Origin of the sequence: Novipirellula herctigrandis (genome assembly GCA_007859835.1) — a bacterium.
Lineage (GTDB): Bacteria > Planctomycetota > Planctomycetia > Pirellulales > Pirellulaceae > Novipirellula_A > Novipirellula_A herctigrandis.
Genome location: SJPJ01000001.1, coordinates 6,564,269 through 6,588,295, shown reverse-complemented (window position 1 = coordinate 6,588,295; position 24,027 = coordinate 6,564,269). Strand labels below are relative to the sequence as shown.

At 51.6% G+C, this 24,027-nt stretch carries 30 protein-coding genes; 24 read left to right on the top strand and 6 right to left on the bottom strand.

What is annotated here, in order from left to right; all coding sequences use genetic code 11:
* Positions 1-122: 122 nt before the first annotated feature.
* On the bottom strand, positions 123-266 hold the full coding sequence (locus CA13_RS35570; RefSeq protein WP_419194751.1) for a hypothetical protein: 144 nt from the start codon (positions 264-266) through the stop codon (positions 123-125).
* A gap of 127 nt (positions 267-393) precedes the next feature.
* The gene (locus tag CA13_RS24100) at positions 394-1,713 is read right to left on the bottom strand and encodes a Gfo/Idh/MocA family oxidoreductase (protein ID WP_146401033.1); all 1,320 of its coding nucleotides are present in this window, start codon (positions 1,711-1,713) and stop codon (positions 394-396) included.
* Positions 1,714-1,783: 70 nt separating this feature from the next.
* Here CA13_RS24100 and CA13_RS24095 point away from each other — a divergent pair, with 70 nt between their 5' ends.
* A complete protein-coding gene (locus CA13_RS24095) occupies positions 1,784-2,047 on the top strand; it encodes a hypothetical protein (protein WP_146401031.1) in 264 nt (87 codons plus the stop codon).
* Positions 2,048-2,110: 63 nt separating this feature from the next.
* Positions 2,111-3,253 carry a DUF1559 domain-containing protein gene (locus tag CA13_RS24090; protein WP_146401029.1) on the top strand — a complete coding sequence of 381 codons (1,143 nt, stop codon included), beginning with the start codon at positions 2,111-2,113 and terminating at the stop codon, positions 3,251-3,253.
* Between the two features lie 211 nt (positions 3,254-3,464).
* Here CA13_RS24090 and CA13_RS24085 read toward each other — a convergent pair whose 3' ends face one another.
* Positions 3,465-3,890, bottom strand: coding sequence for a DUF2752 domain-containing protein (locus CA13_RS24085; RefSeq protein WP_146401028.1), 426 nt, complete (start codon positions 3,888-3,890; stop codon positions 3,465-3,467).
* 229 nt (positions 3,891-4,119) lie between these two features.
* Between CA13_RS24085 and rpsJ the strand changes: the two genes are divergently transcribed.
* The 22 genes from rpsJ to CA13_RS23975 all read left to right on the top strand — a co-directional run bounded on the left by rpsJ (position 4,120) and on the right by CA13_RS23975 (position 16,563).
* A complete protein-coding gene (gene rpsJ, locus CA13_RS24080; protein WP_146401025.1) occupies positions 4,120-4,446 on the top strand; it encodes a 30S ribosomal protein S10 in 327 nt (108 codons plus the stop codon).
* Between the two features lie 309 nt (positions 4,447-4,755).
* The gene (gene rplC, locus CA13_RS24075) at positions 4,756-5,409 is read left to right on the top strand and encodes a 50S ribosomal protein L3 (protein WP_419195150.1); all 654 of its coding nucleotides are present in this window, start codon (positions 4,756-4,758) and stop codon (positions 5,407-5,409) included.
* A 7-nt stretch (positions 5,410-5,416) separates the two neighbouring features.
* A complete protein-coding gene (rplD, locus tag CA13_RS24070; protein WP_146401021.1) occupies positions 5,417-6,070 on the top strand; it encodes a 50S ribosomal protein L4 in 654 nt (217 codons plus the stop codon).
* 79 nt (positions 6,071-6,149) lie between these two features.
* A complete protein-coding gene (rplW, locus tag CA13_RS24065) occupies positions 6,150-6,473 on the top strand; it encodes a 50S ribosomal protein L23 (protein ID WP_146401019.1) in 324 nt (107 codons plus the stop codon).
* Between the two features lie 63 nt (positions 6,474-6,536).
* Positions 6,537-7,397 carry a 50S ribosomal protein L2 gene (rplB, locus tag CA13_RS24060; RefSeq protein ID WP_146401017.1) on the top strand — a complete coding sequence of 287 codons (861 nt, stop codon included), beginning with the start codon at positions 6,537-6,539 and terminating at the stop codon, positions 7,395-7,397.
* A 24-nt stretch (positions 7,398-7,421) separates the two neighbouring features.
* Positions 7,422-7,694, top strand: a complete 273-nt coding sequence (gene rpsS / locus CA13_RS24055) for a 30S ribosomal protein S19 (RefSeq protein ID WP_146401015.1) — start codon at positions 7,422-7,424, stop codon at positions 7,692-7,694.
* 18 nt (positions 7,695-7,712) lie between these two features.
* Positions 7,713-8,072 carry a 50S ribosomal protein L22 gene (rplV, locus tag CA13_RS24050; protein ID WP_146401013.1) on the top strand — a complete coding sequence of 120 codons (360 nt, stop codon included), beginning with the start codon at positions 7,713-7,715 and terminating at the stop codon, positions 8,070-8,072.
* Between the two features lie 69 nt (positions 8,073-8,141).
* Positions 8,142-8,852, top strand: coding sequence for a 30S ribosomal protein S3 (gene rpsC, locus CA13_RS24045; protein WP_146401011.1), 711 nt, complete (start codon positions 8,142-8,144; stop codon positions 8,850-8,852).
* Positions 8,791-9,207: a 50S ribosomal protein L16 gene (rplP, locus tag CA13_RS24040; RefSeq protein ID WP_146401009.1), complete on the top strand. Its 417-nt coding sequence runs from the start codon at positions 8,791-8,793 to the stop codon at positions 9,205-9,207. The genes rpsC and rplP overlap by 62 nt, the downstream gene beginning before the upstream one ends.
* A gap of 99 nt (positions 9,208-9,306) precedes the next feature.
* Positions 9,307-9,507, top strand: a complete 201-nt coding sequence (rpmC, locus tag CA13_RS24035; RefSeq protein WP_146401007.1) for a 50S ribosomal protein L29 — start codon at positions 9,307-9,309, stop codon at positions 9,505-9,507.
* A gap of 44 nt (positions 9,508-9,551) precedes the next feature.
* Positions 9,552-9,887, top strand: a complete 336-nt coding sequence (gene rpsQ / locus CA13_RS24030; protein WP_146401005.1) for a 30S ribosomal protein S17 — start codon at positions 9,552-9,554, stop codon at positions 9,885-9,887.
* 85 nt (positions 9,888-9,972) lie between these two features.
* Positions 9,973-10,341: a 50S ribosomal protein L14 gene (rplN, locus tag CA13_RS24025; protein ID WP_146401003.1), complete on the top strand. Its 369-nt coding sequence runs from the start codon at positions 9,973-9,975 to the stop codon at positions 10,339-10,341.
* A gap of 76 nt (positions 10,342-10,417) precedes the next feature.
* Complete coding sequence (gene rplX / locus CA13_RS24020) at positions 10,418-10,768, top strand: 50S ribosomal protein L24 (RefSeq protein WP_146401001.1); 351 nt, start codon at positions 10,418-10,420, stop codon at positions 10,766-10,768.
* 64 nt (positions 10,769-10,832) lie between these two features.
* Complete coding sequence (gene rplE, locus CA13_RS24015; protein WP_146400999.1) at positions 10,833-11,411, top strand: 50S ribosomal protein L5; 579 nt, start codon at positions 10,833-10,835, stop codon at positions 11,409-11,411.
* Positions 11,412-11,490: 79 nt separating this feature from the next.
* The gene (locus tag CA13_RS24010) at positions 11,491-11,676 is read left to right on the top strand and encodes a type Z 30S ribosomal protein S14 (protein ID WP_146400997.1); all 186 of its coding nucleotides are present in this window, start codon (positions 11,491-11,493) and stop codon (positions 11,674-11,676) included.
* Positions 11,677-11,704: 28 nt separating this feature from the next.
* Positions 11,705-12,103, top strand: a complete 399-nt coding sequence (rpsH, locus tag CA13_RS24005) for a 30S ribosomal protein S8 (protein ID WP_146400995.1) — start codon at positions 11,705-11,707, stop codon at positions 12,101-12,103.
* Positions 12,104-12,177: 74 nt separating this feature from the next.
* Positions 12,178-12,723 carry a 50S ribosomal protein L6 gene (gene rplF / locus CA13_RS24000; RefSeq protein WP_146400993.1) on the top strand — a complete coding sequence of 182 codons (546 nt, stop codon included), beginning with the start codon at positions 12,178-12,180 and terminating at the stop codon, positions 12,721-12,723.
* 12 nt (positions 12,724-12,735) lie between these two features.
* The gene (gene rplR, locus CA13_RS23995; protein WP_146400991.1) at positions 12,736-13,104 is read left to right on the top strand and encodes a 50S ribosomal protein L18; all 369 of its coding nucleotides are present in this window, start codon (positions 12,736-12,738) and stop codon (positions 13,102-13,104) included.
* 80 nt (positions 13,105-13,184) lie between these two features.
* On the top strand, positions 13,185-13,718 hold the full coding sequence (rpsE, locus tag CA13_RS23990; RefSeq protein WP_146400989.1) for a 30S ribosomal protein S5: 534 nt from the start codon (positions 13,185-13,187) through the stop codon (positions 13,716-13,718).
* Between the two features lie 96 nt (positions 13,719-13,814).
* Entirely contained in the window at positions 13,815-14,324 is a 510-nt protein-coding gene (gene rplO / locus CA13_RS23985) for a 50S ribosomal protein L15 (RefSeq protein WP_146400986.1), read from the top strand.
* 265 nt (positions 14,325-14,589) lie between these two features.
* Positions 14,590-15,987: a preprotein translocase subunit SecY gene (gene secY, locus CA13_RS23980; protein ID WP_146400985.1), complete on the top strand. Its 1,398-nt coding sequence runs from the start codon at positions 14,590-14,592 to the stop codon at positions 15,985-15,987.
* Between the two features lie 9 nt (positions 15,988-15,996).
* Entirely contained in the window at positions 15,997-16,563 is a 567-nt protein-coding gene (locus tag CA13_RS23975; RefSeq protein ID WP_146400983.1) for an adenylate kinase, read from the top strand.
* 95 nt (positions 16,564-16,658) lie between these two features.
* Here CA13_RS23975 and CA13_RS23970 read toward each other — a convergent pair whose 3' ends face one another.
* From CA13_RS23970 to CA13_RS23960, 3 genes are all read right to left on the bottom strand, one after another.
* Positions 16,659-19,523 carry an alpha-amylase family protein gene (locus CA13_RS23970; protein WP_146400981.1) on the bottom strand — a complete coding sequence of 955 codons (2,865 nt, stop codon included), beginning with the start codon at positions 19,521-19,523 and terminating at the stop codon, positions 16,659-16,661.
* A gap of 138 nt (positions 19,524-19,661) precedes the next feature.
* The gene (locus CA13_RS23965) at positions 19,662-21,761 is read right to left on the bottom strand and encodes an efflux RND transporter periplasmic adaptor subunit (protein WP_419194750.1); all 2,100 of its coding nucleotides are present in this window, start codon (positions 21,759-21,761) and stop codon (positions 19,662-19,664) included.
* A 116-nt stretch (positions 21,762-21,877) separates the two neighbouring features.
* Positions 21,878-23,992 carry an efflux RND transporter periplasmic adaptor subunit gene (locus CA13_RS23960; protein ID WP_146400977.1) on the bottom strand — a complete coding sequence of 705 codons (2,115 nt, stop codon included), beginning with the start codon at positions 23,990-23,992 and terminating at the stop codon, positions 21,878-21,880.
* Between the last annotated feature and the right edge of the window lie 35 nt (positions 23,993-24,027).

The following is a 24,027-nucleotide window of genomic DNA, read 5'->3' as shown; positions in this document are numbered from 1 at the left end:
CACAGGGCAAAGCAGTGGCAGAACATACTGCAACAGAGGCTAAATGAAGGGCGTTCCATGCCCAGGATGCCAGCGTTGAGGATGCCAGCGTTGAGGATGCCAGCGTTGAGGATGCCAACGGTTCAGACAACAGCATTGGCCTTGGCCCAGTGGAGCCTTCCCTTCATGCCGAACTCAATCATCGCATCGAACTCAATCATCGCATCGGGCTCAATCATCGCATCGGGCTCAATCATCGCACTGGGCACAATTGACCATCTAGTCAACCAAGCCGTCCTGGCACCTCGCGACCAAAAAGGGCGAGGCGCCGAGGAAGAACGGAGTCCTTGAGACGGTCGCGTCATCTCAATGCAATACAAGAACTCGATGCTTTACAAGAAGATGCAACGACGATCAAACACGCGGAATCTCAAAGCCGTCGCGTTGCTCTCTCGCGAAGAACGAGGCGGCTTGCTCATCGCCAACGATCGTTTCTGCTTTGGGATCCCATTTGATTTCACGCCCCAAACGAGCGGCAATTGCCGCTAAGTGGCACGAGTTCATTGTCTGCACATGAGTGAAGACGTCCGAAACGGGCAAGCCACCTTCACGAATACAACGATAGAAATTGTCTTTGTGCCCTTCGTATGGCTTGCCTTTGTATAGCGTCGACAAATCGTCCGGTCCAAACTTGCCCTTGTCCCAATTCTCTTCAATCGGTTTGCCGGAAATTCGTTGACGATTGACAAAGATGCGTCCCTTCGTTCCTTCGAACAACAACCCATTGTCACTTCGGCTATCGACAACCATTTCAATTCCATCGTCGAACTTACACGTGATTGCAAAGTCGTGAGCCGTATTGTAACAATCGTCTACCGTAGGATACCCATCTTTAAATGGAACAGGATGCTTGGCGTCGCTACCGTCGAACGAAACGGGCCCTGTTCCATCACCATTGCGACCGAGTGCCCATAGCGCGATGTCAATATGGTGGGCGCCCCAATCAGTGAACTTGCCACCGGAGTATTCATACCACCATCGGAAGTTGCCATGACCACGTGACTTAACGTATTGCACCTTTGGAGCTTGCCCGAGCCAAAAGTCCCAATCCAATTCCGCTGGTGGATCCGCCGGCTTAAATGGCCCGCCAACGGATCCGCCATCGATCCCAACCGTTATTTTCGCGATGTCACCTAAAAGCCCCTTTTGAACCATGTTGACGGCACGCAGGAATTTTCGACTGTCGCTGCGTTGCTGTGTCCCAACAAAAAAGACCTTGTTTTCGTGTTTCTTACAGGCATTTCGGATCAATTGGTTTTCTTCGAGCGTCAACGTCAGCGGCTTTTGGCAAAAGACATGCTTGCCAGCTTCGAGTGCTTCGATACAGATTTTGACATGCCAATGGTCAGGCGTGACACAGCTAATCACATCAATATCATCGCGACTAATCAGCTCGCGATAATCGGTATACTCGTCGCCTTTGCCCTGATTAATTTTTTTTGCCGATGCAAGATGACGCGTATCGACATCACACAAGGCAACCACATCTCCAAACCGTCGATGCCCCCCCAAGTCACCACGGCCCATCCCGCCAAGCCCAATGCATCCAATCACCGGCCGATCGTTTGCTGATTCGTTCGCAAAAGCTCGTTGAGCAGAAGTGAAATAGGGAGTCGAAGCGAAAGAACCTACTACTGCAGCAGATGTTTTCAAAAAGTTACGGCGGGTGGTCATTAAATGTACCTATTCGACGGGGAAGGGAAGTTCAGGAGAGGTAATCCATGATATTAAACAAATGGACGCGATGGTACTCAAACGACACGTTCATAAACAAAAACTCGTCGCAATTCGCCCGAATCACGAGAGTGAAATCGAATTAGGAGAGCGAAAGCAGCAAAATGGAGTCGACGATCACGAATCGACGACCCTCGTTCGCAATACCCCCTCAATCGCAATCCCATTCCTCATGCTGGCGGTTTCGCTTCTGAAGATCGCGAAAGAGCCATTACAAAAGACAAAGGCTCGATTTGCCCCCGCCAAACCGACAACCAAGTCGCTTTTGAGTTAAACTTGCAGACGATGACGGCACCTGCCTTTCCAGGAATCACTTTCCGTTACCGAGGAGCCATCCATGCAAATGCGTAGGGCCTTCACACTGCTCGAACTTTGTGTCGTGATCCTCATTGCGGTCATTCTGTTCGCGTTGCTTTCGATATCGCTCTCTGATACGCGGGGACCTTCGCGCCGCACACAATGCTCACACAATCTAAGGAACCTCTCGCTCGCTGCGATTCAGTACGAAAACACCCACCGCCAATTCCCTGGCTACCTGATGAACTTTGGCACTTTCCCAGGTTCAGTCGACCCTAGTAATCCGGATGCTTCACCAAAATCCCTCCAACCTCACCGCAAGATCGGCACGGTAAGCGTTGCCCTTCTGCCATGGCTCGATGCTCAACCCACGTACGAACATTGGACGGAAGATCGATACCCGATCGTCTACTTCGATGGCGTATCGCAAACCGCAAGCAAGAATGGATTCGTGGAATTGGCAGCACCCAATCTCGCTATTTTCCAATGCCCGCAGGACTCCAATATCCACTGGAAAGTAGGACGAAACAGCTACATTTCCAACAATGGAATGCACCATCAATCGCCATCCGGGCTCGATTCGTGGACGCTTACCCGCAGCGATGGCACCGCAACTGAGGTGAATTTCGCTCGTTCCATGGAGATTGCCAACGGCGTTTTCAACAACCAATTCGCTGGCCTCGATCCCGATGGCGTCCCGATGCCCATTGGTCCGCAGATTGGAATGGAGGACTTCAAGGACGGCCAGGGCAATACCGTATTGTTCAGTGAAAGCCTTCAAGCCCTGCCGTGGCAACAAGCCGGCTTTGTGGACGCGGAAGCACTTCGGGTTGACGAAACAGCCGCCGAAATCCGCTATCCCCGCAAAGCACGCTTTGGCCAAGGAATGGTTTGGCACTACGAAGACAGCGATCAAATCAACGGTGCAGGCACAGTATCGCCAGTCCATCGGATCAACGGTGGCTCACCCCTTTCAACCAAGATGACACCGCTTAATGCCGCCGATATCGCCCGCCCATCCTCAGCCCATACCGACGGCGTCAACATGTCGATGGGCGATGGAAGCACGAGGTTTATAACGGAAACCATTGACTACCGCGTCTATCAAGCCCTGATGACACCTCGTGGAAAATCGAGCTTGGTGCCAAAAGAGGATTACGTCTTGGACGCGGATGCGCTGTAGCGATCACCGCCGGCTTACTCAGCATTCGGCAAATTGCTCCAGACCCCTCGTCACATGAAAGTGCAACGATTCTTCGGATGAACCGAAAAGTGCCGACGCCAGCCTCGACATCCTCCTGCAAATTGCAGCTTCGGTGTGCCGATTAGAAAGCAACGGGCCGACAGAAGACTGAAAGAAACACAACACGTGCCCAACAACTAAAAGTGCCCAACTAACTGAACAAACGCACAAACCAATCGATCATCGTCACCGCAGCGATCCCAATCGCGGTGAGGGCGACGGGCTTTTGGTACGAAAACAGCGGTGTATCAGGCTTCGCGACGCAGAATGCGGCAACTCCAATCACCCCCCAAGCGGCGATTGCCAAAAGAAAACCGCCTAGATTCGTAGCCGCACTCTGAAACCACTGGCCATGCATAAAATAGGCCCAAGATGTCGTCATCCCGCAGCTTGGGCACCGCACACCAAACAATATTCGAGAGGTGCAGGGCGGAAACCCGAGCTGCTGATGCGTGCCAAGCCCAGCAGGGCTCGGGTCCAATCGGGCAGCAGTCATCATCAACGCCAGCGGCACAGAGGCAATAAAAACAGCAAAGATACGCACCTTAAGCAATTTACTCCGCGGTGATTCACTCATCAATCAGGCAAACCTCACGCAGAATTCAAAAAGTTTTTTCACGAATTGTTCAACAGCCGTTGACGCACACCGCACCGGAACGTAAATTCTCCGCCTTCCACCTGGGCGAATTGTTCGCTCCGGGGCAAGTGTGTTCTAACCTGCAGCCGACTTCCCTTCAACAGGGAAACAAAGGGTTGCAAATAACACCCCATTCGCATCCACCTATCTATCCGACGGGTCCTGAATCGTGTCAGCCGGTACAAGTGAAGTCATTCGCATTCGTATGGAAGCATACGACCATTCCGTGCTTGACCAAAGTGCTCAAGAGATCGTTGATACGGTAAAGCGAACACACAGTGAAGTTCACGGTCCGATTCCACTTCCGACTCGAATTGAGCGGTACACGGTTTTATCGGGTCCGTTTGTTAATAAAAAAGCTCGTCAACAGTACGAGATCCGAACGCACAAGCGTTTGATTGATATTGTCCAGGCAACCGCCAAGACGATTGAAGCACTAAACAAGCTAAGCCTTCCAGCGGGCGTTGACATCAAGATCAAGGCATCAGCGAGATAAGTCGCTGGTTGGTAAAGTTCCACGACAAGCCGCCTGCCCCTCGCGGGTTTCTCGAGATTCTCTTTGGTCTCGTTGGTGGTTTTCTGGCTCAAATTGTACATCAGTCTATTTTAGCGGTTTCCGAATGAACGGAAGCCGAGGCGATAACCTCGAGGATTGCACAACTGTGGCTCGCGTATGCGACACGGTTCACTGCGTCTAGGGTTCGCTTCGGCAAACTTGGGTTCCAACTCGAACGACGGACGTCCTGCGAAAGCGTGGGGCGAGATGAAAGTTATGTCACCATCAATTCTCGGCCGAAAAGTCGGGATGACTCAGATTTACCTGGAAGACGGTACCTCCGTACCTGTGACTGTGATCCAAGCGGGTCCATGTCCAGTGCTGCAGGTCCGCAGCGAAGATCGTGATGGCTACCAGGCCGTGCAGTTGGGATTCGAGGATAAGCCGCGTCGGTTGGCCATTCGCAGTGAGCGTGGCCATGTCGCGAAACTAGACAGCAAGCGTGCGAAAGATCGCACCGCGAAAGGTGTTGAGCTACTGCAGAAGGCTGATTGCGAGCCCCAGCGATTCGTACGCGAGTTTCGCGGTGTCGCCGACGTTGAAGTTGGAACGACTTTGACCGTCGACCAGTTCGCTGAGACCAAGAAGGTCGACATCACCGGCACCAGTAAGGGCCGTGGTTTTTCGGGCGTGATGAAGCGACACAACTTCGCTGGCCAGCGTGCGACTCACGGTGTGAAAAAGTGCCATCGTTACGCAGGAAGCACGGGTTGCAGTGCTTCGCCGAGCCGCGTATTTAAAGGCCGCAAAATGCCTGGCCAATACGGCAATGCCCAAACGACGGTACGGAACCTGGATGTGGTTCGCGTTGACGCTGAGAACAACTTGTTGCTCGTGCGTGGTGCGGTACCAGGGCCTAACGGCGGTTTTGTGACGGTCCAAGAAACAAATAAGGTTGGTTAGACAGAAGATGGCTACGCTAACAATTTACAGCGAAACTGGCAGTGAAGTTGGCCAGTACGAAATCGACACCGAGCAGATCGCCGCTCGCATCAGCAAGCAGCTGCTGCACGACGTGGTTGTGATGTACCAAGCGAACAAACGCCAAGGTTCACACAACACACGAACTCGTGGCCAGGTTTCGGGAACGACGAAGAAAATGTACCGCCAAAAAGGCACGGGCAACGCACGTGCCGGTAGCAAGCGAACCAATGTTCGTCGCGGTGGTGGTGTTGCACGAACGATTAAACCACGCGACTATTCCTATCGGTTGCCGAAGAAAGCAATTCGATTAGCGACTCGCATGGCGATTCGATCGAAGATCGATGATGGGCAAGTGGTTGTCGTCGATACGCTTGGATTCGGTGAGCCGAAGACGAGCAAAATGGTCTCGATCCTAAAGGCTCTCGGGCTCGATGGAAAAACCACCTTGGTCGCGACTGCGGATCAAGACAACATGGTTTACAAGAGCGGACGCAATATTGAAGGCGTCAGCGTATTCCCGGTTCGCGAATTGAACGCGTTGTCGGTTTTGGCTCCCAACCAATTGCTAGTGACCAAAGCGGCAATGGACAGGATCAAAGACGGCTCGTTCGCAAGCCCCATGACTGCTGACGCCGAGTAGGGTCGGCGGTTAACGATAAGCCGCGTGCTTAATCGCTAGTTCAAAATCGAAACGATTGACAAAACAAACGATACGAAACATGACAAAGATTCAACCCCCAGTGCAAACGGAAGGTGCGATTCAGCTCGAGCCGCATCAAATTCTTTTGCGTCCACTTGTGACGGAAAAGGGTGTTCACCGTGCTAGCCGCAACAACCAATACGCTTTCCAAGTTCATCGCGATGCGACCAAATTGGATGTCAAGCGAGCTGTTGAGGAGTTGTTTCACGTCAAGGTCGAAAAGGTGCGGACCCAAAACCGCAAAGGAAAGATTCGCCGTTACCGCTATCGCAGTGGCCGAACGAATGATTGGAAGAAGGCAATCGTGGCACTGCACGAAGATCACCGCATTGACTTCTTTTAACGGACGCTCTCAACACTGCGTCTGATTACTGAAAACTGAAATCTGTTAACTGAAAACTGAATCATGGGAATCCGAGTCTACAAGCCGACGAGTGCTGGTCGCCGCAATGCGTCGGTCAGTGACTTTGCCGAATTGACTCCTGGTTACACGCCAGAGAAGAATCTGCTTCGCAAACAGCAGAAGACGGGTGGCCGAAACAACCAAGGCAAGATCACAGCTCGCCACCGTGGTGGCGGTCATAAGCAAATGTATCGTTTGGTCGATTTTCGCCGAGCCAAAGATGGCGTCGCAGCGACGGTCGATTCGGTGCAATATGACCCCAACCGTTCGGCCCGCATCGCACTGCTGAAGTATGCGGACGGCGAAAAGGTTTACGTGATCGCAGCGAGCGGATTGAAAGCGGGCGATAAGGTTTTAAACGGACCTGACGCGCCGCCGACGGTTGGCAATTGCTTGCCTCTGAAAAACATTCCATTGGGAACGAGCATCTGTTGTATCGAACTTCGTGCCGGACGCGGAGCAACTTTGTGCCGATCGGCGGGAACGCAAGCGACCTTGATGGCTCGCGAGGCGGATTGGGCCCAGATTTCGCTACCAAGCGGTGAAATCCGTCGTATTCCTAGCGTTTGCCGGGCGACGATTGGACAAGTCGGAAACAGCGACCACATGAAAGTGCGGCTTGGAAAAGCAGGCCGTTCACGTTGGCTCGGACGTCGTCCACATGTTCGTGGTACCGCGATGAACCCGATCGATCACCCGCACGGTGGTGGTGAAGGTCGAACCAAGGGTGGTCGTCACCCCGTGAGCCCGCAAGGCAAAAGTGCCAAGGGTGGGGCGACTCGCCAAAAGCGTAAGCCAAGCAACAGTTCGATCGTCCGTCGACGCAAGAGTCGTCGTTACGGCCAGTTGAAATTACACAAGTAACACAAAAACGAATTTGATTGATTTATGAGCCGCAGTAGCAAGAAGGGCCCGTTCGTCGACCCCAAGGTTTACCAGAAAGTTCAGAAGCAACTAGACGGTGGACGGAGCGAACCGATCAAGACATGGTCACGTTCATGCACGATCGTCCCCGAATTCGTGAACATCACGTTCATGGTTCATGACGGACGTAAGCATGTGAAGGTTTTGGTATCCGAAGACATGGTCGGCCATAAATTGGGCGAATTCGCTCCGACCCGAACGTTTCGTGGTCACGGCGGCAAGGGCGGCAAGAAGTAAACGAACGCGAGAAAAGTTATGGCCAATTTCACTTCACATTACCGAAACGCTCGCATCAGCGCACAGAAGGTGCGTTTGCTTGCGAATTTGGTTCGGGGCATGTACGCCGACGAAGCACTTGATACCCTTAAGTTCCAACCCCAACGTGGTGCTCGGATGCTTGAAAAGGTAATCAAGAGTGCCGTTGGAAACGCTCAAGATCCAGACCAGAACGATGGCCGTAGTCATCGTGTCGAGGAATTGGTTTTGACAGACGTTCGCGTTGATGGCGGACCGATGCTCAAGCGAATTCGTCCTCGTGCACGCGGCACCGCGTTCATGATTAAGAAGCGAAGCAGTCACATTAGTGTCGGATTGACTCCGATTGACGAGATATAGTTGGAATCCAGCCTTTAGGCTGCGTCCTCAAAGCACACACCTAGAAAGAAAAAACACGAGTCCTAAGTTATGGGTCAAAAAGTTAACCCGATCGCGTTTCGAACTGGCGTCACCCGCGGCTGGACCAGTCGTTGGTATGCATCGAAAAAGGACTTTGCGGATCTATTGGTTGAAGATCGCAAATTGCGTCAGTTTATTACCAACCATCCAAAAAAGACACAATACAAAAATGCCGGTATCGACCGGATCGAGATCGAACGAACTCGCGACGAAGTTCGCGTGATGATGTACGTTGCTCGGCCAGGTTTGATCATCGGCAAAAAAGGCCAGGAGATTGAGATCTTGCAGGCTGAACTTCAGAACCTGATTGGTCGGCGAATCAATTTAAAGGTGGAAGAAGTCGGCCGGCCTGAGCTGATGGCTCAGTTGGTTGCTGAAGATATCGCACAACAGTTGTCCAAGCGATCGAGTTTTCGTCGTACGATGAAACGATCGCTAGAAACAACGATGGACGCCGGAGCGAAGGGGATCAAGATCCAATTGGCCGGGCGTTTAGGTGGAGCCGAAATGGCTCGCCGAGAAAAGCAAATTGCGGGTTCAATTCCGTTGAGCACCCTGCAAGCAAAAATTGACTACGGAACAACTGAAGCGGTGACGCCACAGGGGCACATCGGGATTCAGGTTTGGATTAATCAAGGTACTTACGGAGACGAATCCGATGGCGCTGATGCCCAAGCGGGTCAAGCATCGAAAAAGCCAAAGAGGTCGCATAAAAGGTAGCGCGACGCGCGGCAACACTGTCGTCTTCGGTGACTATGGTATCCAATCGCTAGATGCGGGTTGGATCAAAGCCACGACGATTGAAGCCGGTCGTATCGCTGCTCAGCAATACGTCCGCGGTGAAGGAAAGCTTTACATTCGAATTTTCCCAGACAAGTCAGTGACCAGCACGCCGCTGGAAACTCGGATGGGTAAAGGGAAGGGTGAGCCTGACTTTTGGGCCGCGGTCGTAAAACCTGGGACCGTTTTGTATGAACTCAGTGGAGTGACAGAACAACAAGCCAAAGTTTGCTTTGCCCGTTTGGCAAGCAAATTACCGGTTAAAGTTCGTTTTGTCGAACGACGTACTGCTTAATTCGGTTCGTTTGCGGCGAGCGGATTACACAGGTAAGACTGCAAACCAGTCAACCACGGCTTACCGTTAAACGATTGAATAAAACTCGAAGCTAGAACCATGACCAAAATTAAAGAACTTCGCGATATGAGCGATGAACAGCTGCAGGCAACGATTAACGAGGCAGGTGAAACCCTGTTTCGGCTTCGTTTCCAATCGCAGTCTGAACGGCTCAATACGCCCAGTGAGATTCGAAAGAATCGTCGGCTGATCGCTCGGATCAAAACGATCCAAACAGAGCGTACGGCGGCGAGCACTTAAGTAATACCCATTTTCCCGTTAACCAGGCGGGGCCAAGAAGAATTATGCCAAAGCGTGTCGTATCCGGTGTCGTAACCAGTGACAAGATGAGCAAAACTCGTCGTGTCGAGATCAATCGTGTCGTCAAACACCCAAAGTACAAAAAGTACGTTCGGCGACGTACGGTTTGCCACATGCACGACGAGAACAACGAGTCGAGCCAAGGCGATCGAGTGGAACTGATCGAATCGGAACCCTTGAGCAAGCTGAAGCGATGGCGTTTGGTTCGCGTACTTGTGAAAAGTACCGAAGTAGACGTCGCTGCCCTGCGAGCCGCCCGTAGGGGTGCCGAAGCGGAAGCACTCGAAACGACGCACGCCGGGGACGCTCCCGAAGCGTAAGCGGCGAGCGTGACGACGCACGACATTCACTATCCAATCGATTTCGTTTAGAAACGCAAAGGGCCTGCAAGCGGCCACGTAAATCATGATCCAACAAGAATCCCGACTCGAGGTTGCCGACAACACCGGTGCTCGCCAAGTCATGTGCATCAAGGTACTCGGTGGCTCGCGCCGTCGTTTCGCCAGTGTGGGCGACGTGATTGTGTGCAGCGTCAAGAGTGTCATTCCTGGCAGCGAAGTGAAGAAGAAGTCGATCGTGCGTGCGGTAATCGTTCGGACCAAAACGCCAACGCGCCGTGCGGACGGCAGTTACATCCGCTTCGACTCCAACGCCGTTGTGCTGATCGACAAGGATAAGACACCGCGCGGAACACGTATTTTCGGTGCGGTGGCTCGTGAGCTTCGCGAGAAAAATTTTATGAAGATCGTCTCGTTGGCAAACGAAGTCGTTTAGCCCGGCCATCCGAAAATGGATGTTTTGCCAGACAACAATTTAAGTAAGTCATTTAGAAACCAAACACGAACCGACCATGAATTTTCGCATTGATGACGAAGTTCAAGTGATTGCTGGAGCCGACCGCGGCCACCGAGGCAAGATCTTGAAAATCGACCGTAAAAAGAACAAACTCGTCGTCGAAGGTGCTGGTCGAGTGTGGAAACACGTTCGCAAGAGCCAAAAGAACCCGCAAGGGGGACGACTGAACAAGGAAATGCCGATCTCGGCGAGCAACGTGATGTTGATCGATCCGTCCACTGGCAATCCAACCAAAGTCGGCGTCCGTTTCTTGGCCGATGGCAGCAAAGAACGTTTCGCAAAAAAAAGCGGCACATCGATCGGCAAGATCGCACCTGCCCGTGCTGGTCATGCGAATAAGTCATAGTCAGCCGAAGATAAATAGTTAGACAATACAACCGCCCAATCATTTAGACGCAGTAAGAGCCAAAATGGCTGATTCCAAAACACGAATGCAGATCCGCTATGATGAGACCATTCGCAAAGCGATGGCCGAAAAGCATGGCTACAAGAATCCTCACCAGATTCCTCGGCTCGAGAAGATCACACTCAATATGGGTGTAGGAACCGCGACCGGGGACAAGAAGGTTCTCGATTTGGCGTACGATGCAATGACACAGATCGCCGGTCAAAAACCAGTGATCACGATCGCTCGCAAGTCGATCGCTAGTTTCCGTCTGCGTGAGGGAATGCCGATTGGCTGCATGGTTACTCTTCGCCGCCAGCGAATGTACGAATTCCTTGACCGTTTGGTCTCGATCGTGCTTCCTCGTGTTCGTGACTTTCGCGGAATCAATCGCAAGGCATTTGATGGCCGAGGGAACTACACACTTGGTTTGACGGAGCAATTGGTTTTCCCTGAATTGAATCCCGACAAGTTTACTCAACCGCAAGGGATGAATATCACGATCGTGACTTCGCCAACGTCGAACGACGAGGCCCGCGATCTGCTTGAAATGTTTGGAATGCCGTTCACGGCAGCACCAAAGAAGAAGACGGACGCCGCTTAGGTCGACCGAGAGTTTTGATAGCGGATTACATACAACAACTTTTAAAGTACCCCTGAATTCACCAACGGAACTTTTCCACGTGGCAAGTAAATCAAAAATCGCGAAGGCCGGTCGAAAACCGAAGTTCAGTACGCGACAAGAGAGTCGCTGCAAGTTTTGCGGACGTCCGCGAAGCGTGTATCGCAAGTTTGGTTTGTGCAGAATCTGTTTCCGTGAAAACGCGAACATTGGGTTGATCCCAGGCGTTCGCAAGGCGAGTTGGTAATTGAGCCCGTTAGGGGAGAACACAAATTATGATGACTGACCCAATTGCCGATATGCTGACTCGAATCCGTAACGCGGTTCGTGTGGAAAAACCATTCGTGGATGTTCCCAGCAGTCGGGTGAAGCGTGGCGTAGCCGACGTACTGAAGCGTGAAGGTTTTATTTGGGACTGGAAGGAAGTCGACGAGGAAAACCCTTCGTCTACCCTCCGACTAGAACTGAAGTATGGCCCCAACGGCGAACGTGTGATCCAAACGATCAAACGAATCAGTAAGCCAGGACGACGCCTTTACACTCGCAGCAAAGAACTGCGTCCCGTACTCGGTGGGCTGGGAATCAGCATCATCAGTTCGAGCAAGGGTGTGATTAGCGATCGCGAGGCTCGACGAGATAACGTTGGCGGCGAAGTGCTGTGCGAAGTCTCCTAAGAAACAATTTATACAAAACGTGTTAGGCAAGCGGCGGATTTTCAGTCCGCTGCCATAGAAAACGAAGTCAAACCATGAGTCGTATCGGAAAGAAACCGGTCTCTGTTGTTGGTGGTGCAAAAGTCTCCATCAATGGCGCGACGATCGAAGTCGAAGGCCCCAAAGGCAAATTGAGCTACGAGCACCGCCCGGAAGTCTCCGTGGCTTTAAGCGAGGATGGTAAGGAAATCGTTGTCAGTCGTGATAGCGACGAGCGACCTGCCCGTGCCTACCATGGGCTGACTCGTGCGATCATCAACAACATGGTCGAGGGTGTCACCAAGGGGTACGAAAAAAAGCTCGAAGTTGTCGGTGTTGGTTATTTGGCTGCTATCAGCGGGGACACATTGCAACTCCGCGTCGGCTATGCCAACGAATTGCATCGTAAGATCCCAACCGGCTTAACGGTCACTTGCCCTGATCAGACTCACGTGGTGATCCAAGGCTGCGACAAACAAAGTGTCGGTCAGTTTGCAGCTGAAATTCGGGCGTTGCGAAAGCCAGAGCCTTACAAGGGCAAGGGCGTTCGTTACCAAGGTGAACAAGTCAAGATCAAGCCAGGCAAGTCGGCTACTAAGTAAGCGAATAATAAGATGGATAAGAACAAGAAACTTCAAAAGCAACGCATTCGTCGGCGTCACCACAATCGCAACAAGTTGCGTGGTGATGCGGATCGGCCGCGGTTGTGCGTCAATCGTTCGCTCAAGCACTTTAGCTGCCAATTGGTTGACGATATGACCGGCAAGACATTAGCGAGTGCTAGCACACTTGATAAAACCGTTCGCGGTGACATCGGGTACGGCGGCAACGCCGAAGCGGCTGCAAAGATCGGCAAGATAATCGCTGAGAAAGCGACCGCAGCCGGAATCAAAATGGCGAAATTGGATCGTGGTCACAATCGTTATCACGGCCGGTTACAAGCTTTCGCGGACGCTGCACGCGAAGCAGGCCTGCAATTTTAAATCGTTGTGGTGGCTTCGAGCCGCCAACCATTTAGCAAAACAAAGCCACTCTGAAAACAATTTAGTTCGAGGACAAAAACATTAGTAATTCACCACGAAACAAGCGGAACCAAGGCGAAGAAAATTCGCTCGGTGATTTGCTCGATCGCGTTGTTAAAATCAAGCGTTGTGCCGCCGTGGTTAAAGGTGGTCGACGGTTTAGTTTTGCTGCGATGGTGGTTGTCGGCGACGGCAATGGCAAAGTCGGCTGGGGGTATGGCAAAGCGAACGAGGTTCCGCCAAGCGTCCAAAAGGCTCAAAAGCAAGCAAGCAATAGCATGATTGAAGTGCCACTGGTTGACGGTACGCTGCCTCACCAAGTTTTGGGTCACTTCGGTGCTGCGAAAGTGGTACTGATTCCCGCCGGTGCGGGTACCGGTATCATCGCCGGCCAAGCGGTTCGCGCAGTTTGCGAAGCATGCGGGATCCACGACATTTTGACCAAATCCTACGGCACGAATAACCCAGTGACTTTGGTCAAAGCGACCCTTGACGCATTGGCAAAATTGAGAACTCGCGAACAAGTCGCTGCTCTTCGCGGACTTGAGGTCGAAGATCTAGTGACTGCGAAGTAAGTTTCCGTTGCAACAGATCGACCCGTCGCCAATGGTGCGGCGAACATCCAACATTTTCCAATATCCAATTTAAACGTATTTGATCCAGGTTTCGTCATGAACCTTAACGATATCCATCGCGGTATTACCAAACACCGCAAACGCAAACGCATCGGGCGTGGTCCCGGTAGCGGTACCGGCAAGACTGCGGGCCGTGGTCACAAAGGTCAAAAAAGTCGCAGTGGATACAGCCGAAAGCCCAGTTTCCAGGGCGGCCAAATTCCAATGTTCCGCCGTATTCCAAAACGCGGATTCAACAATAAGTGGTCGGTCGACGTATTCGCGGTAAACGTGGGCAAGTTGAACGATACTTTCGAAGACGGCACGGAAGTCACCTTGGAATTGCTCGCGGCAAAGGATTTGGCCAAAGGCACCTTTGACGAAGTGAAGATCCTCGGCGACGGCGAATTGACTAAAAAATTGACGGTTTCGGCACATCGCTTTAGCAAGAGTGCCGAACAGAAGATCACCGCTGCGGGCGGAACCATCAATAAGCTTGCCCCCAAGCGACAACCCGCAGAGCGTGTTGCCGATTTGAAGAAGCAAAAGGAAACCTCCAAGGCGTAATTGCCACATAGTAGGAGAATGCTGGAAAGTGTTTCGTTTGTTCCAGCACGAGAAGATGCTCAAAAGCTGATCTCAAAAAATACTCCGGGTGGATGGTGACATCTGCCCTTTTTTTATGTCTGTAAATAAAACACTTTCTGGCCCGCCGATTGGCTTGATTCCTATCGCTCAAATACCGACTAAACGGTAAACTTCGCGTTGGGAACCGGATCGCGTCGGCCATGCCGGCATTAACCGCACAGTTAAGCACGAGATAGTTTGACGTATGTTTGAGAAACTGCGAATCATTTTTTCGATACCTGAACTTCGCAAGAAGGTTCTTCTAACCATTGGTTTGTTAGCCGTTTATCGAATCGGTTTCCACATTCCGCTTCCAATGATCGCGACCAACATGGGCGATATTGGCGGGGGGGCATCGGACTTTTTCGAGAAAGTCAGCGTATTCGCGGCTAGCGATTTGCGTCAAGCAACCATCTTTGGTCTAGGGATTATGCCCTACATTTCAGCGTCAATCATTTTCCAGCTTCTCGGTAGCGTCTACAAGCCGCTCGAAGAGTTAAAGAAGGAAGGTGAAGCCGGGCGGAAAAAGCTAAACGAATATACCCGTTACCTGACCGTCTTCATTTGTGTGATCCAAAGTTACATGTACTTGAAGTTCATGTTGATGGCGGGTGGAAGTACCGGCTATGGCAATATTAACCCCAACTTTTTAAACGCAGACGCAACCGGGCTGTTCTTCGGATGGCAGATTGTGGCCGTTTTGGTGATGACCTGTGGAACGGTGTTCCTAATGTGGCTGGGTGAACAAATCGACGAATACGGGATCGGTAACGGCATCAGTTTGTTGATCATGGCGGGCATCTTGGCTCGCATGCCGCAAGCGTTGTACGAATTGATCCGAAATATGAAGACCGAACTGACCGGCTTGAGCCGCGGCCAAGTTGGTATTGAAACCCTCATTTTGCTTGTGTTGTTGTTTGTAGGTGTCGTCTTCGGAGTGGTCTTTATTACTCTTGGACAACGCAAAATCCCAACCCAATCAGCTAAGTTCACTCGTGGACGACGTGTCTACGGTGGAACACGTCAACACCTGCCGCTTCGAATTAACCAAGCGGGTGTGATGCCGATCATTTTCGCTAGCAGTTTGTTGATGATTCCGGGCGTTATGTTCGGTTTCTTGGCGGGCCAGTTTGAAAGTGGCGGATCATTGTTCAACTTTTTGAACTTGTCGAGTTTGACGCTGAGCGATCAATCGTCCTACATCTTCAACTTGTTGTACGTCGCATTGATTTTCTTCTTCTGTTTCTTCTGGACCGCTATCACCTTCAATCCAAAAGAAATGTCGGACAACTTACGAGACAGCGGTACGTTTATCCCAGGGTATCGTCCTGGCAAACGGACCACGGACTATCTTGAGAAGGTAATGGTACGAATTACCTATGTCGGTGCAGCTTTCCTTTCGATCGTCGCAATTGTCCCAACAATCGTTTATGGTTCGCTCGGCGTTCCTTACTCCATCGCCGGTTTCTACGGCGGGACGGGGCTACTGATTGCTGTTAGTGTCGCGTTCGACCTAGTGCAAAAGATCGACTCTCACTTGGTAATGCGAAATTATCGTGGCCTCTTGGAAGGAGCTGGCGGCGGAGTCTCGCCTGTCGTTTAACCAATTGAAATGCGGATTGTCTTCATCGGGCCACCCGGGGCGGGCAAGGGAACTCAGTGCAAGCGATTGGCTGAACACCTTGCCATCCCGCACCTATCCACCGGCGATATGCTTCGTAGCGTCGACAAAGCAACCGATCTTGGGCAACGCATCTCGGCCTATATCGATGACGGTGGCTTCGTACCCGATGAATTGGCGATGGAAATCGTCACGACTCGGATGAAGGATTCTGATTGTGTCGAATCCTGCCTTCTCGACGGTTTCCCTCGAACGCTTCGGCAAGCCGAATTGTTTAGTGAATATCTCGCTTCGAACGGCGACAAGATTGACTTGGTCATCAATTTGTCAGCGGATCGAGAAGAGCTGACATCGCGTTTGCTACATCGTGGGCAAATCGAACATCGGGCCGATGATTACGCCGAAGCGATCGCGCTTCGCTTGAAAATCTACTTCACTCGAACCGCTCCCGTTATTGATTTCTATGCCAACAAAGGAATCGTCCGAACGGTAGACGCAATGGGAACGCCCGACGAGGTTTTTGAGCACCTAACTGCGTCGATCCCCGCAAGAGAATAATTCGAAATAACGCCTTTGAGCCTGCGAAAATCTTCTCGGCAGCGCTATCGACAAGTCAGATTACGATAGGAATCGCCTGGATTCCTTTCCATGCGTTATCCTTCAGTAAAGGTGACCAAATAATAGGGTGTCTTGTCGACCACGCCGTCGACCATAAACGATCCGTTGTCGTTGACTTGAATCGTTGCTCCTGTGCTTCGGCCATCATGATCGAGTTTTTCAACGACGAACGGTCGGTCGGTGTTAAGTTTCAATGCAGCGTTAACCGGTTCGAGCACGACCGGTGACTGCCCTCGTTTCAGGATCATCCGATCGGCGAGGACTTTCGATTTACTATTGCGAGCGCGAGCCATCGCAACGATCAACAACTTCTTCGCGCTGCGAATCGTTTCGTCTTTACCTTGTGCAGTCAAATAGACGGCCGCGAAGCGAGAATCGCTTCGCAGGGTAACCTCGTCAAATCGAAACACCTGGCCCCGGGCAAAACCGACCACCGCTTTGGTCGACGGAGTATCGATCGTCACATAACCGTCCATCGAATTCTGCCCTAAGTGCCAACGAAGTTGATCGCCAATGGCAATGCAAGTGGCGTCTTCACAATTGGGAGCGAGTTTGAAAGCCTTCGTGCTTCTAAATTCGTCTGTAAATTCGATGGTTGTTCGCGCCACTGCAATCGTCTGTTCTGGCACATCTTCGCTACTGAACAATTTGACGTCTTGCTGCTGAGTCATCTGGTCATCGAACCCGACTTTGCCTTCAAGGAGTGACGGGACATGAACGTAGCGTGGGACGACCAAATCACTCTCTTTCACATCGTTACGGTGGACTTGCCGGGCGACAGCTGGAAAAACACCCATGATGTGCGGCACCGCTGCTTCCCATAATTGGTCACCAACTTTGTCTTGGAATCGCCCAGGATCTTGATTCTGAAAGAAGTATGACACGTCCCATCCCTGTAATCCCATTCCATAGGCACCAATCAAAGCAGGCCCTTCGACTCCCCACTGGGTCGGATAAACATGGCCCCATTCAGAGAGCATAAACGGTCTGTTGGCAACTTGTTGAAGTCCTGCGGAAAGGGAACCGCCCCCGGGAGTTTGAAGCATCGAAGCGTTTTCAATTTGAGTGTTAGTTCCGCCACCGAAATAGTTATGCCGATCAACAATTCCAACCATTGCATCGGAATGCAAATTGTAGAAATGACTCATCGCTCGGCCCGCTTGCCAATTCGACCCAACCAATTCGCCTTGATATCCGGTTTCGCGTATCGCTTTTACGAAACGGCTGTAAAACTCATTTTGCAGTTCATACAAAAACTGCATGGTATCCAACAGTCGCTGTCGTTTACTCGCTTGAGTCCCCGCCAATTGATCAGGATCAAAAAACCATGGATTGCCGGCCGGATAGATGCGATTTTGTTCCCAACTCTCATCAGCCAAGCCTTCTTTGACAAAGACATTCAGTCCGCCCCCATCACCCCAAGCATCAAGAAGTGCAGCTTTGTTTTCGTACTTCTCTTTTAACCAAAGAGCAAACCGTTCCCCGGACCGCAGTCGCAAAGTCCGAACGTTTTGAATAGTCGCCAATGTCCCAAAAAACAGGGCACTATCTTCGTTGTACAGTTCCACCACCGCAATGGCAGGGTCATCGGCGTAACGCATCCCCGTGAACGGATTTTTGTGGCGAAGCATGTTGGTCGTTTGTCGAATCATCAAGTCTTGAAGCTCTGTCGACAAATAGATCGAACCGTGTCCTGTTTCGATCCGTTCATTTCCGTCGAGCTTGCCAAATTCGGCTAAGTAAGGCACGTCCTTCAAGTCCCCTGGGCCAAGCTTCGTAATAAACACGGGTGATAACTTCGTGTAAATCCCTTCTTTCTTCAGTTCGTTGACGAAGAAATCCATCTGCTTCTGCCGGTCCGCATCGACGCTCAAGAAACTGTCTTGCCCTTGGATTCCTGCCCAGCCCGGTCCATCGGCGTATTTATGCAGTCGAACGCTGTTGATGCCGTACTTTGCGTACATCTTCGCACGACGCCGAGCCAACCGAGAATCTGGCATACACGCGCTGTAACACAAATTGATTCCCCATAGCTTGATCGACTCTCCGTTGTAAACCAGCCTGTCTTTGTCACTGGAAATTCGTCCATGTTTCCCTGCTGGTTTTTCAAGCCAAGTCGATAGACCTATTTCACCTTGATCATCAAAATCATTTTTCGGTTCAAAGGGAAACCAGCGATGAAATCCTTTCTCGGTCGGTAACAATTTTGGATCAGTGAAATAGTCCAAAGGCCCAGGGAAAGTGATCGTCATGGTTTGCTTTTTTGAATGAAGTTTTTCGATTCGATCCGATGCCAAAATAAGTCTTAGTCCGCTATCGACGCTCGCCTCGATAGGGGGATCAAACGTGAGGGTCGTTTTCTGTTGGCCACGTTTATCTTGTAGCATTACGCTGCGAACCGTTCTCCCAAACGCCTTGTTACCAAACGGCATTTCGACGTAAGAAGTTGTGTCGTCATCAAAAGTCAACAATGCTTGGCTTCCCCCGTAGATCACATCACCGGGAGTCAATTCCAAGCCAATGAGCGTCAGTGGCGTATTTTTCTTCGTCGAAATGGTGGTCTGAATCCGGAGCGACTGGGGACCGATTTTTTCGACCTGACCCTCGACACGAACAATTGCTCTTGGTTGGTCAACAAGCATCGAGTTAACAAATCGAGTTTGGTTTCCGTTCGCCGACAACGCTCCGTTCACGCTGGCCCAGGACCAATCGGGGCCCCATCCAATAAACTGCAATTGCATCAAATTCTCGTCCCCAGAGAGAAACGAAAACGACGTCGATTCGATAGGACAACCAAGAATGCGCTGCTCCGTATTCTCTTCCGCGTTCGCAGGGAAGAACATGCAAAGAAGCAACACGAATAGACAGCACGATCGAATGTAACCAATGGATCGAAACATACGGAGAACTCAAAGAGTATTGCGTTGAACGCAGAATAAGCCGGATCGACCAACTGGATTTTCCGGCAGGACAAAATCCACGTCTCGGCTATGCATTGTAACTCTGAAATCAGCCGCTTGTCCTAATCGGCGTAGCGATCACCGAAACCTCAGTAAACTACTAAGACTTCGTCCGATCCGTCCCACCACGGAAATCGGTTTCGCTTCGATTCGACTGATGACTTGAGCCCCGGCCACTCCGCTTGCTCTGGAGATCACTTGACCGTCATCCACCGAAGCACGCACCACATAGGAAGTTGATGGCGGTGATAGATTTCGGCTCGCTTCGGGGTCGTCCCACCGCGGAATATCCCGTTCGGGTGACCATTCCGCTCGCGAGATGTCGACCACTTTGCCCGTAAAAACAACAGCGGGATTCGATTCCAAAGCCAATTTCACGTTCGCCCCGACATCAATGCGCTGAACCTCGTTCTGGGGCAAAACGATTTCGACATCCCAATCATCGCTTTCAGCAATGGTCACTACTTCGGTTCCCGATTGCAGAAAGCAGTTCAGATTCCCTGCGTCGGTGGGATAGCCGACCCATGTGACAAGCTCGAACTCATCGGAGGGCTTTGAAAGCCGTAACTCCGGTTTTCGCGAACCAGCCATCAACGTACCGCTCGCCGTTGCTCGGATCACCAAACCTTCTCGGCGTCGAAGTCGCGAATCGAGTTGCTCTTCGAGATCCTCAAGCAAGGCTTCGGTGGCTGGCAATTCATTGGACGCTTGGTTTGATTCATAGCGACTTTGCCGTAGTGCATTCACTAATTCACGTTGCTTCTCTGCTCGACCAAGTGCGACCAAATACTGATATTCAATATCGTGGTTCAGAAGCGCCGCGATTACATCACCTTCGACGACCGTGTCGCCAACCGAGTGGTGCAGCGACTGGAGTACGCCTGGCGTGGTGATGTACACCGACGTTTGTTGACGCGGAGTCAAACGAGCGGCCGAATCAATCGAGCTACCAAAGGGCCATAACAGAATCAGGCAAACGAATGCCAAACCCGCCAGCGAAGCCAATAACCGCGTCATTCGAATTTTCCCTCGACGTGTTGGATTGTTTAGGAATTGAAATAGGGGCCTTAGTTGGCCATAGATCATCCCGGCTAGCACCAAGACGCAAAGCATTTTCCCAATGGATTCGAGCCCTACCGGACGAAGCATCAACGACAAGAACCACAAAATCAACAGTGTCAAGCTCCAACGGTATGCAGCTGCAGTCGCGGCGTAGACGGCCAACCCCAAACGTCCCTGTGGCGTCATCGTTTCTTCGACCGGTTCCTCGATACCAAGGAACCATCGATTCAAATTACTAGAAAGTACCCGGCGAGATCTCTCGCCCAAATTGGGTACATCGACGAAGTCCGACAACACATAATAGCCATCGTACCGCAACAACGGATTTGCATTAAACAAAACAGTACTGACGCCACAAACGAACATGACATTCATCGAGAGAGAATGAACAATGCCGGCAGCCGTGAATGCCCAAACAAAGGTCGCGGTCGCTGCAAGAAAAACTTCGACTGCAACACCCGCCATCCCCACCGAAGCGCGTTCGAACCGTCTCGTAAGCATCCAAGCGTCCGAAGTGTCACAGTACAGGGCAGGGGTAAAAACGAGTAACATCGGCCCAATTTGGTGACATTCACCACCAAAATGTTTGCAGACAAACGCATGGCCAAGTTCGTGAAGAATTTTCGTACCGCCAATCACTGCCGCAAGAAGAAAAAGGGATTCGAGCCGTAGCCACGCCCCTATCGTCGGAAATTCTGCTGTGAATACGGTCAGGCGAGTCAGAAACAGGACGCCCGCTGAAAAGCAAAGCAGTAGAAATAAAAACAACGTCAGGGGATGAAACAGGGGTTTCACCCAAGGATAGACTCGTCGAAGCAACGGTTCGGGGTCAACGCCTGGGAATCGAATAAACAGCAAGCTAGTGAGCTGCGAAACCAATTTCTGCTGTCGCTCCTTAGATCGTTTTTGCGCCAATCGATCCCCTTGCTGGATCGTTTCGGAAACGGTCAGCCCACTTTCATGGAATCGAAACAGCAATTGATTCAATTCCACCTTGGTCACTTTTTGAGGACTAAACTCGTCTTGATATTCGCGACATAGCTGGTCAAGCGAACGAGTACCGTCGAGTCGTCGCAGAACGAACCACTCGCGGGGACCGATCCGATGGTATTTCATCGCAACGGGATCTTTTAATACATACGCCGATTCATGCGCATGCCTTGTTTCGACCGTGATGAGATCGGCTCGTTTTCGAACCTGGATACGGTTCTGCGGGGTCGAAGAAAGAGAGCTCATCGGAAATAGAACAACACTTTGCGATTGACAAAATCAAACACGTCACTGAACCAACTTCGCAGTAGCGAGCGGCGGCCACAGTAAACACGTGCGGTCACATCGGCTCCGATCCGAACGTCATTTGCTGTGAACATGTCGGCATCCTGACTGGCTTCGCCGTTCATAACCACCGCGGCGACCGCATCAATGACCGAATGTTTTGTATCATCAACACGTGCCGCACTTGCGACATGGATCAGTGTTGCCGCGTAGGATCGCTGCGGCTGGGTCGCGACAGCAAAGGTAACCGGTAAATTACGTTGCAGGGACAAGGATTCCAACATCGCATTGGACTGGGAATCGTCCACTTGCAGGTTCAATTCCCAGGGCCCGTTTTCATTGACTACGCTTAAGAGCAGATTGCCACGAGAAACCGGTCGACTGGCAAGCCGTTGGTGCAATTGCCATCCAACAATCGAACCATCGATCGGGCTCTTGACCAGCAAATTGCGACGCTCGGCCTCCAGCACTTCCTGTTGTGATTGCAAATTGGCAAGCTCACTCTCATACTGCTGCTGCTCAACCGCCAACCGACTCGATTGACTCTCTTGCTTGTCATCACTCAATCGGACCGCTTTAATCGAGGCCAAACGTTGCAACGTGGTTTGAATTTGTCCCGCCAAGCTTTCAACGCGGTTATCCAATTCAGTATTTTCGAGCTCCAACAGCAGGTCACCGGATTGAACTGACTCGCCATCGGCAACGTGCAGCATATTGACGACACCGTCGACCAATGCAAACACTTGCCGGCGTGATTGCGGTTGCACCGTTCCGGTCGCCACAATGTAGTGATCCAATTGAATCCATGTCGATGCAAAAAATGCGATCGCTACAACAAACAATGCGAGTGCAAGCCGGAACGATTTACTTGATTGTTTGATCTTCCCGAGAACACGCCAAAATGACACACCCCAAATGCCTTCATACTCAAGCGAATTTGCGAGCGCCACAGACGATTCACTCGCGATGGTTGACATCACTGGGGAAAGCCCTTTGTTGCCAGCTTCCGAGAACGATTCGACCAAGATCACACCCACCAACCTCCCTTCTCGCTTGAGCGGATCATTGGCGTGAGAGCGGGCCTCGTCGCTCGCCTCATCTTGTTCGACTCGAATCGGAAGCAGTACCACCGAGGCGACACCCGACTCGTCTAGGTATTCATCAAGCGGCCGCTGAATTTGCGGAGGCAACATTTCTTCGCCTGGCAAAACCAACGGTCGTGACATTACGATCGCTCGATCAACGAATCTCTCGATCGATCGCACCGCGTTACTACGCCGATCGACCACCGCCACACCACTGACCGCTCGGACCTTCCATTTCCGAGCCTTAGGAATTAGCACAGTCACACGATCGCATCGAATCAAGCGACGCGATTCGTTCGCAATACGGTAAGCCGTTGCACCAACGTTCAGATTTCGGTGCAACTGCAACATGGCGTTACGGTCACACAACATCGATTCGGACTCGGCCGCGAGGATTTGTTGATGCACAGGATTGCCGCGATATCGATCGAGCGATTCACCCACTGGTTTCGCATACAGACCAAGCTTGTGAATCGCCGCAAGTTGTTCGGATGGCTCCGGTCGGTACCGAAGTCGGTGCACTAATAGCACCGCAATCGGATCTGGGAAACGATGGAGTTCGACTTGAAAGGCTCGCACCGAAAGCGAATCCGAGGGGGGGGCTTGATCGTCAACGCTGGTCGACGAGGGATCACGCAATGCAACATCCGTTGCCGTTGGGGTAGGGGAGGCGATAGCGAGCGAGGAGCGAACCGAAAGTCGATGAATTTGGCGCCCGAGCGTCTCATCGGCGACCAGCATAATTGGTTGTTCCCAATCGGCGGCTGAGATTGCGACAAGCCCTACTCCGAATTCGGACTGAAAATGTTGCGCGAGCGAGCGGAGAAACTCGGCCCGCGTCGCATTCTCTTCAGCGATCTTGGCAACCACCCTTGCCGTCGCTTCAGCCGTGTCAACCGATTGGCTTAACGAATCACCGCTCGGTAAATCACTGCTCTGTGAATCACCGCTCGGAGTCGTCGATTCGGAGTTCAACGAACTACTCATAGAAATCGCTTTTGATGGAAAAGGCCTGACGCATC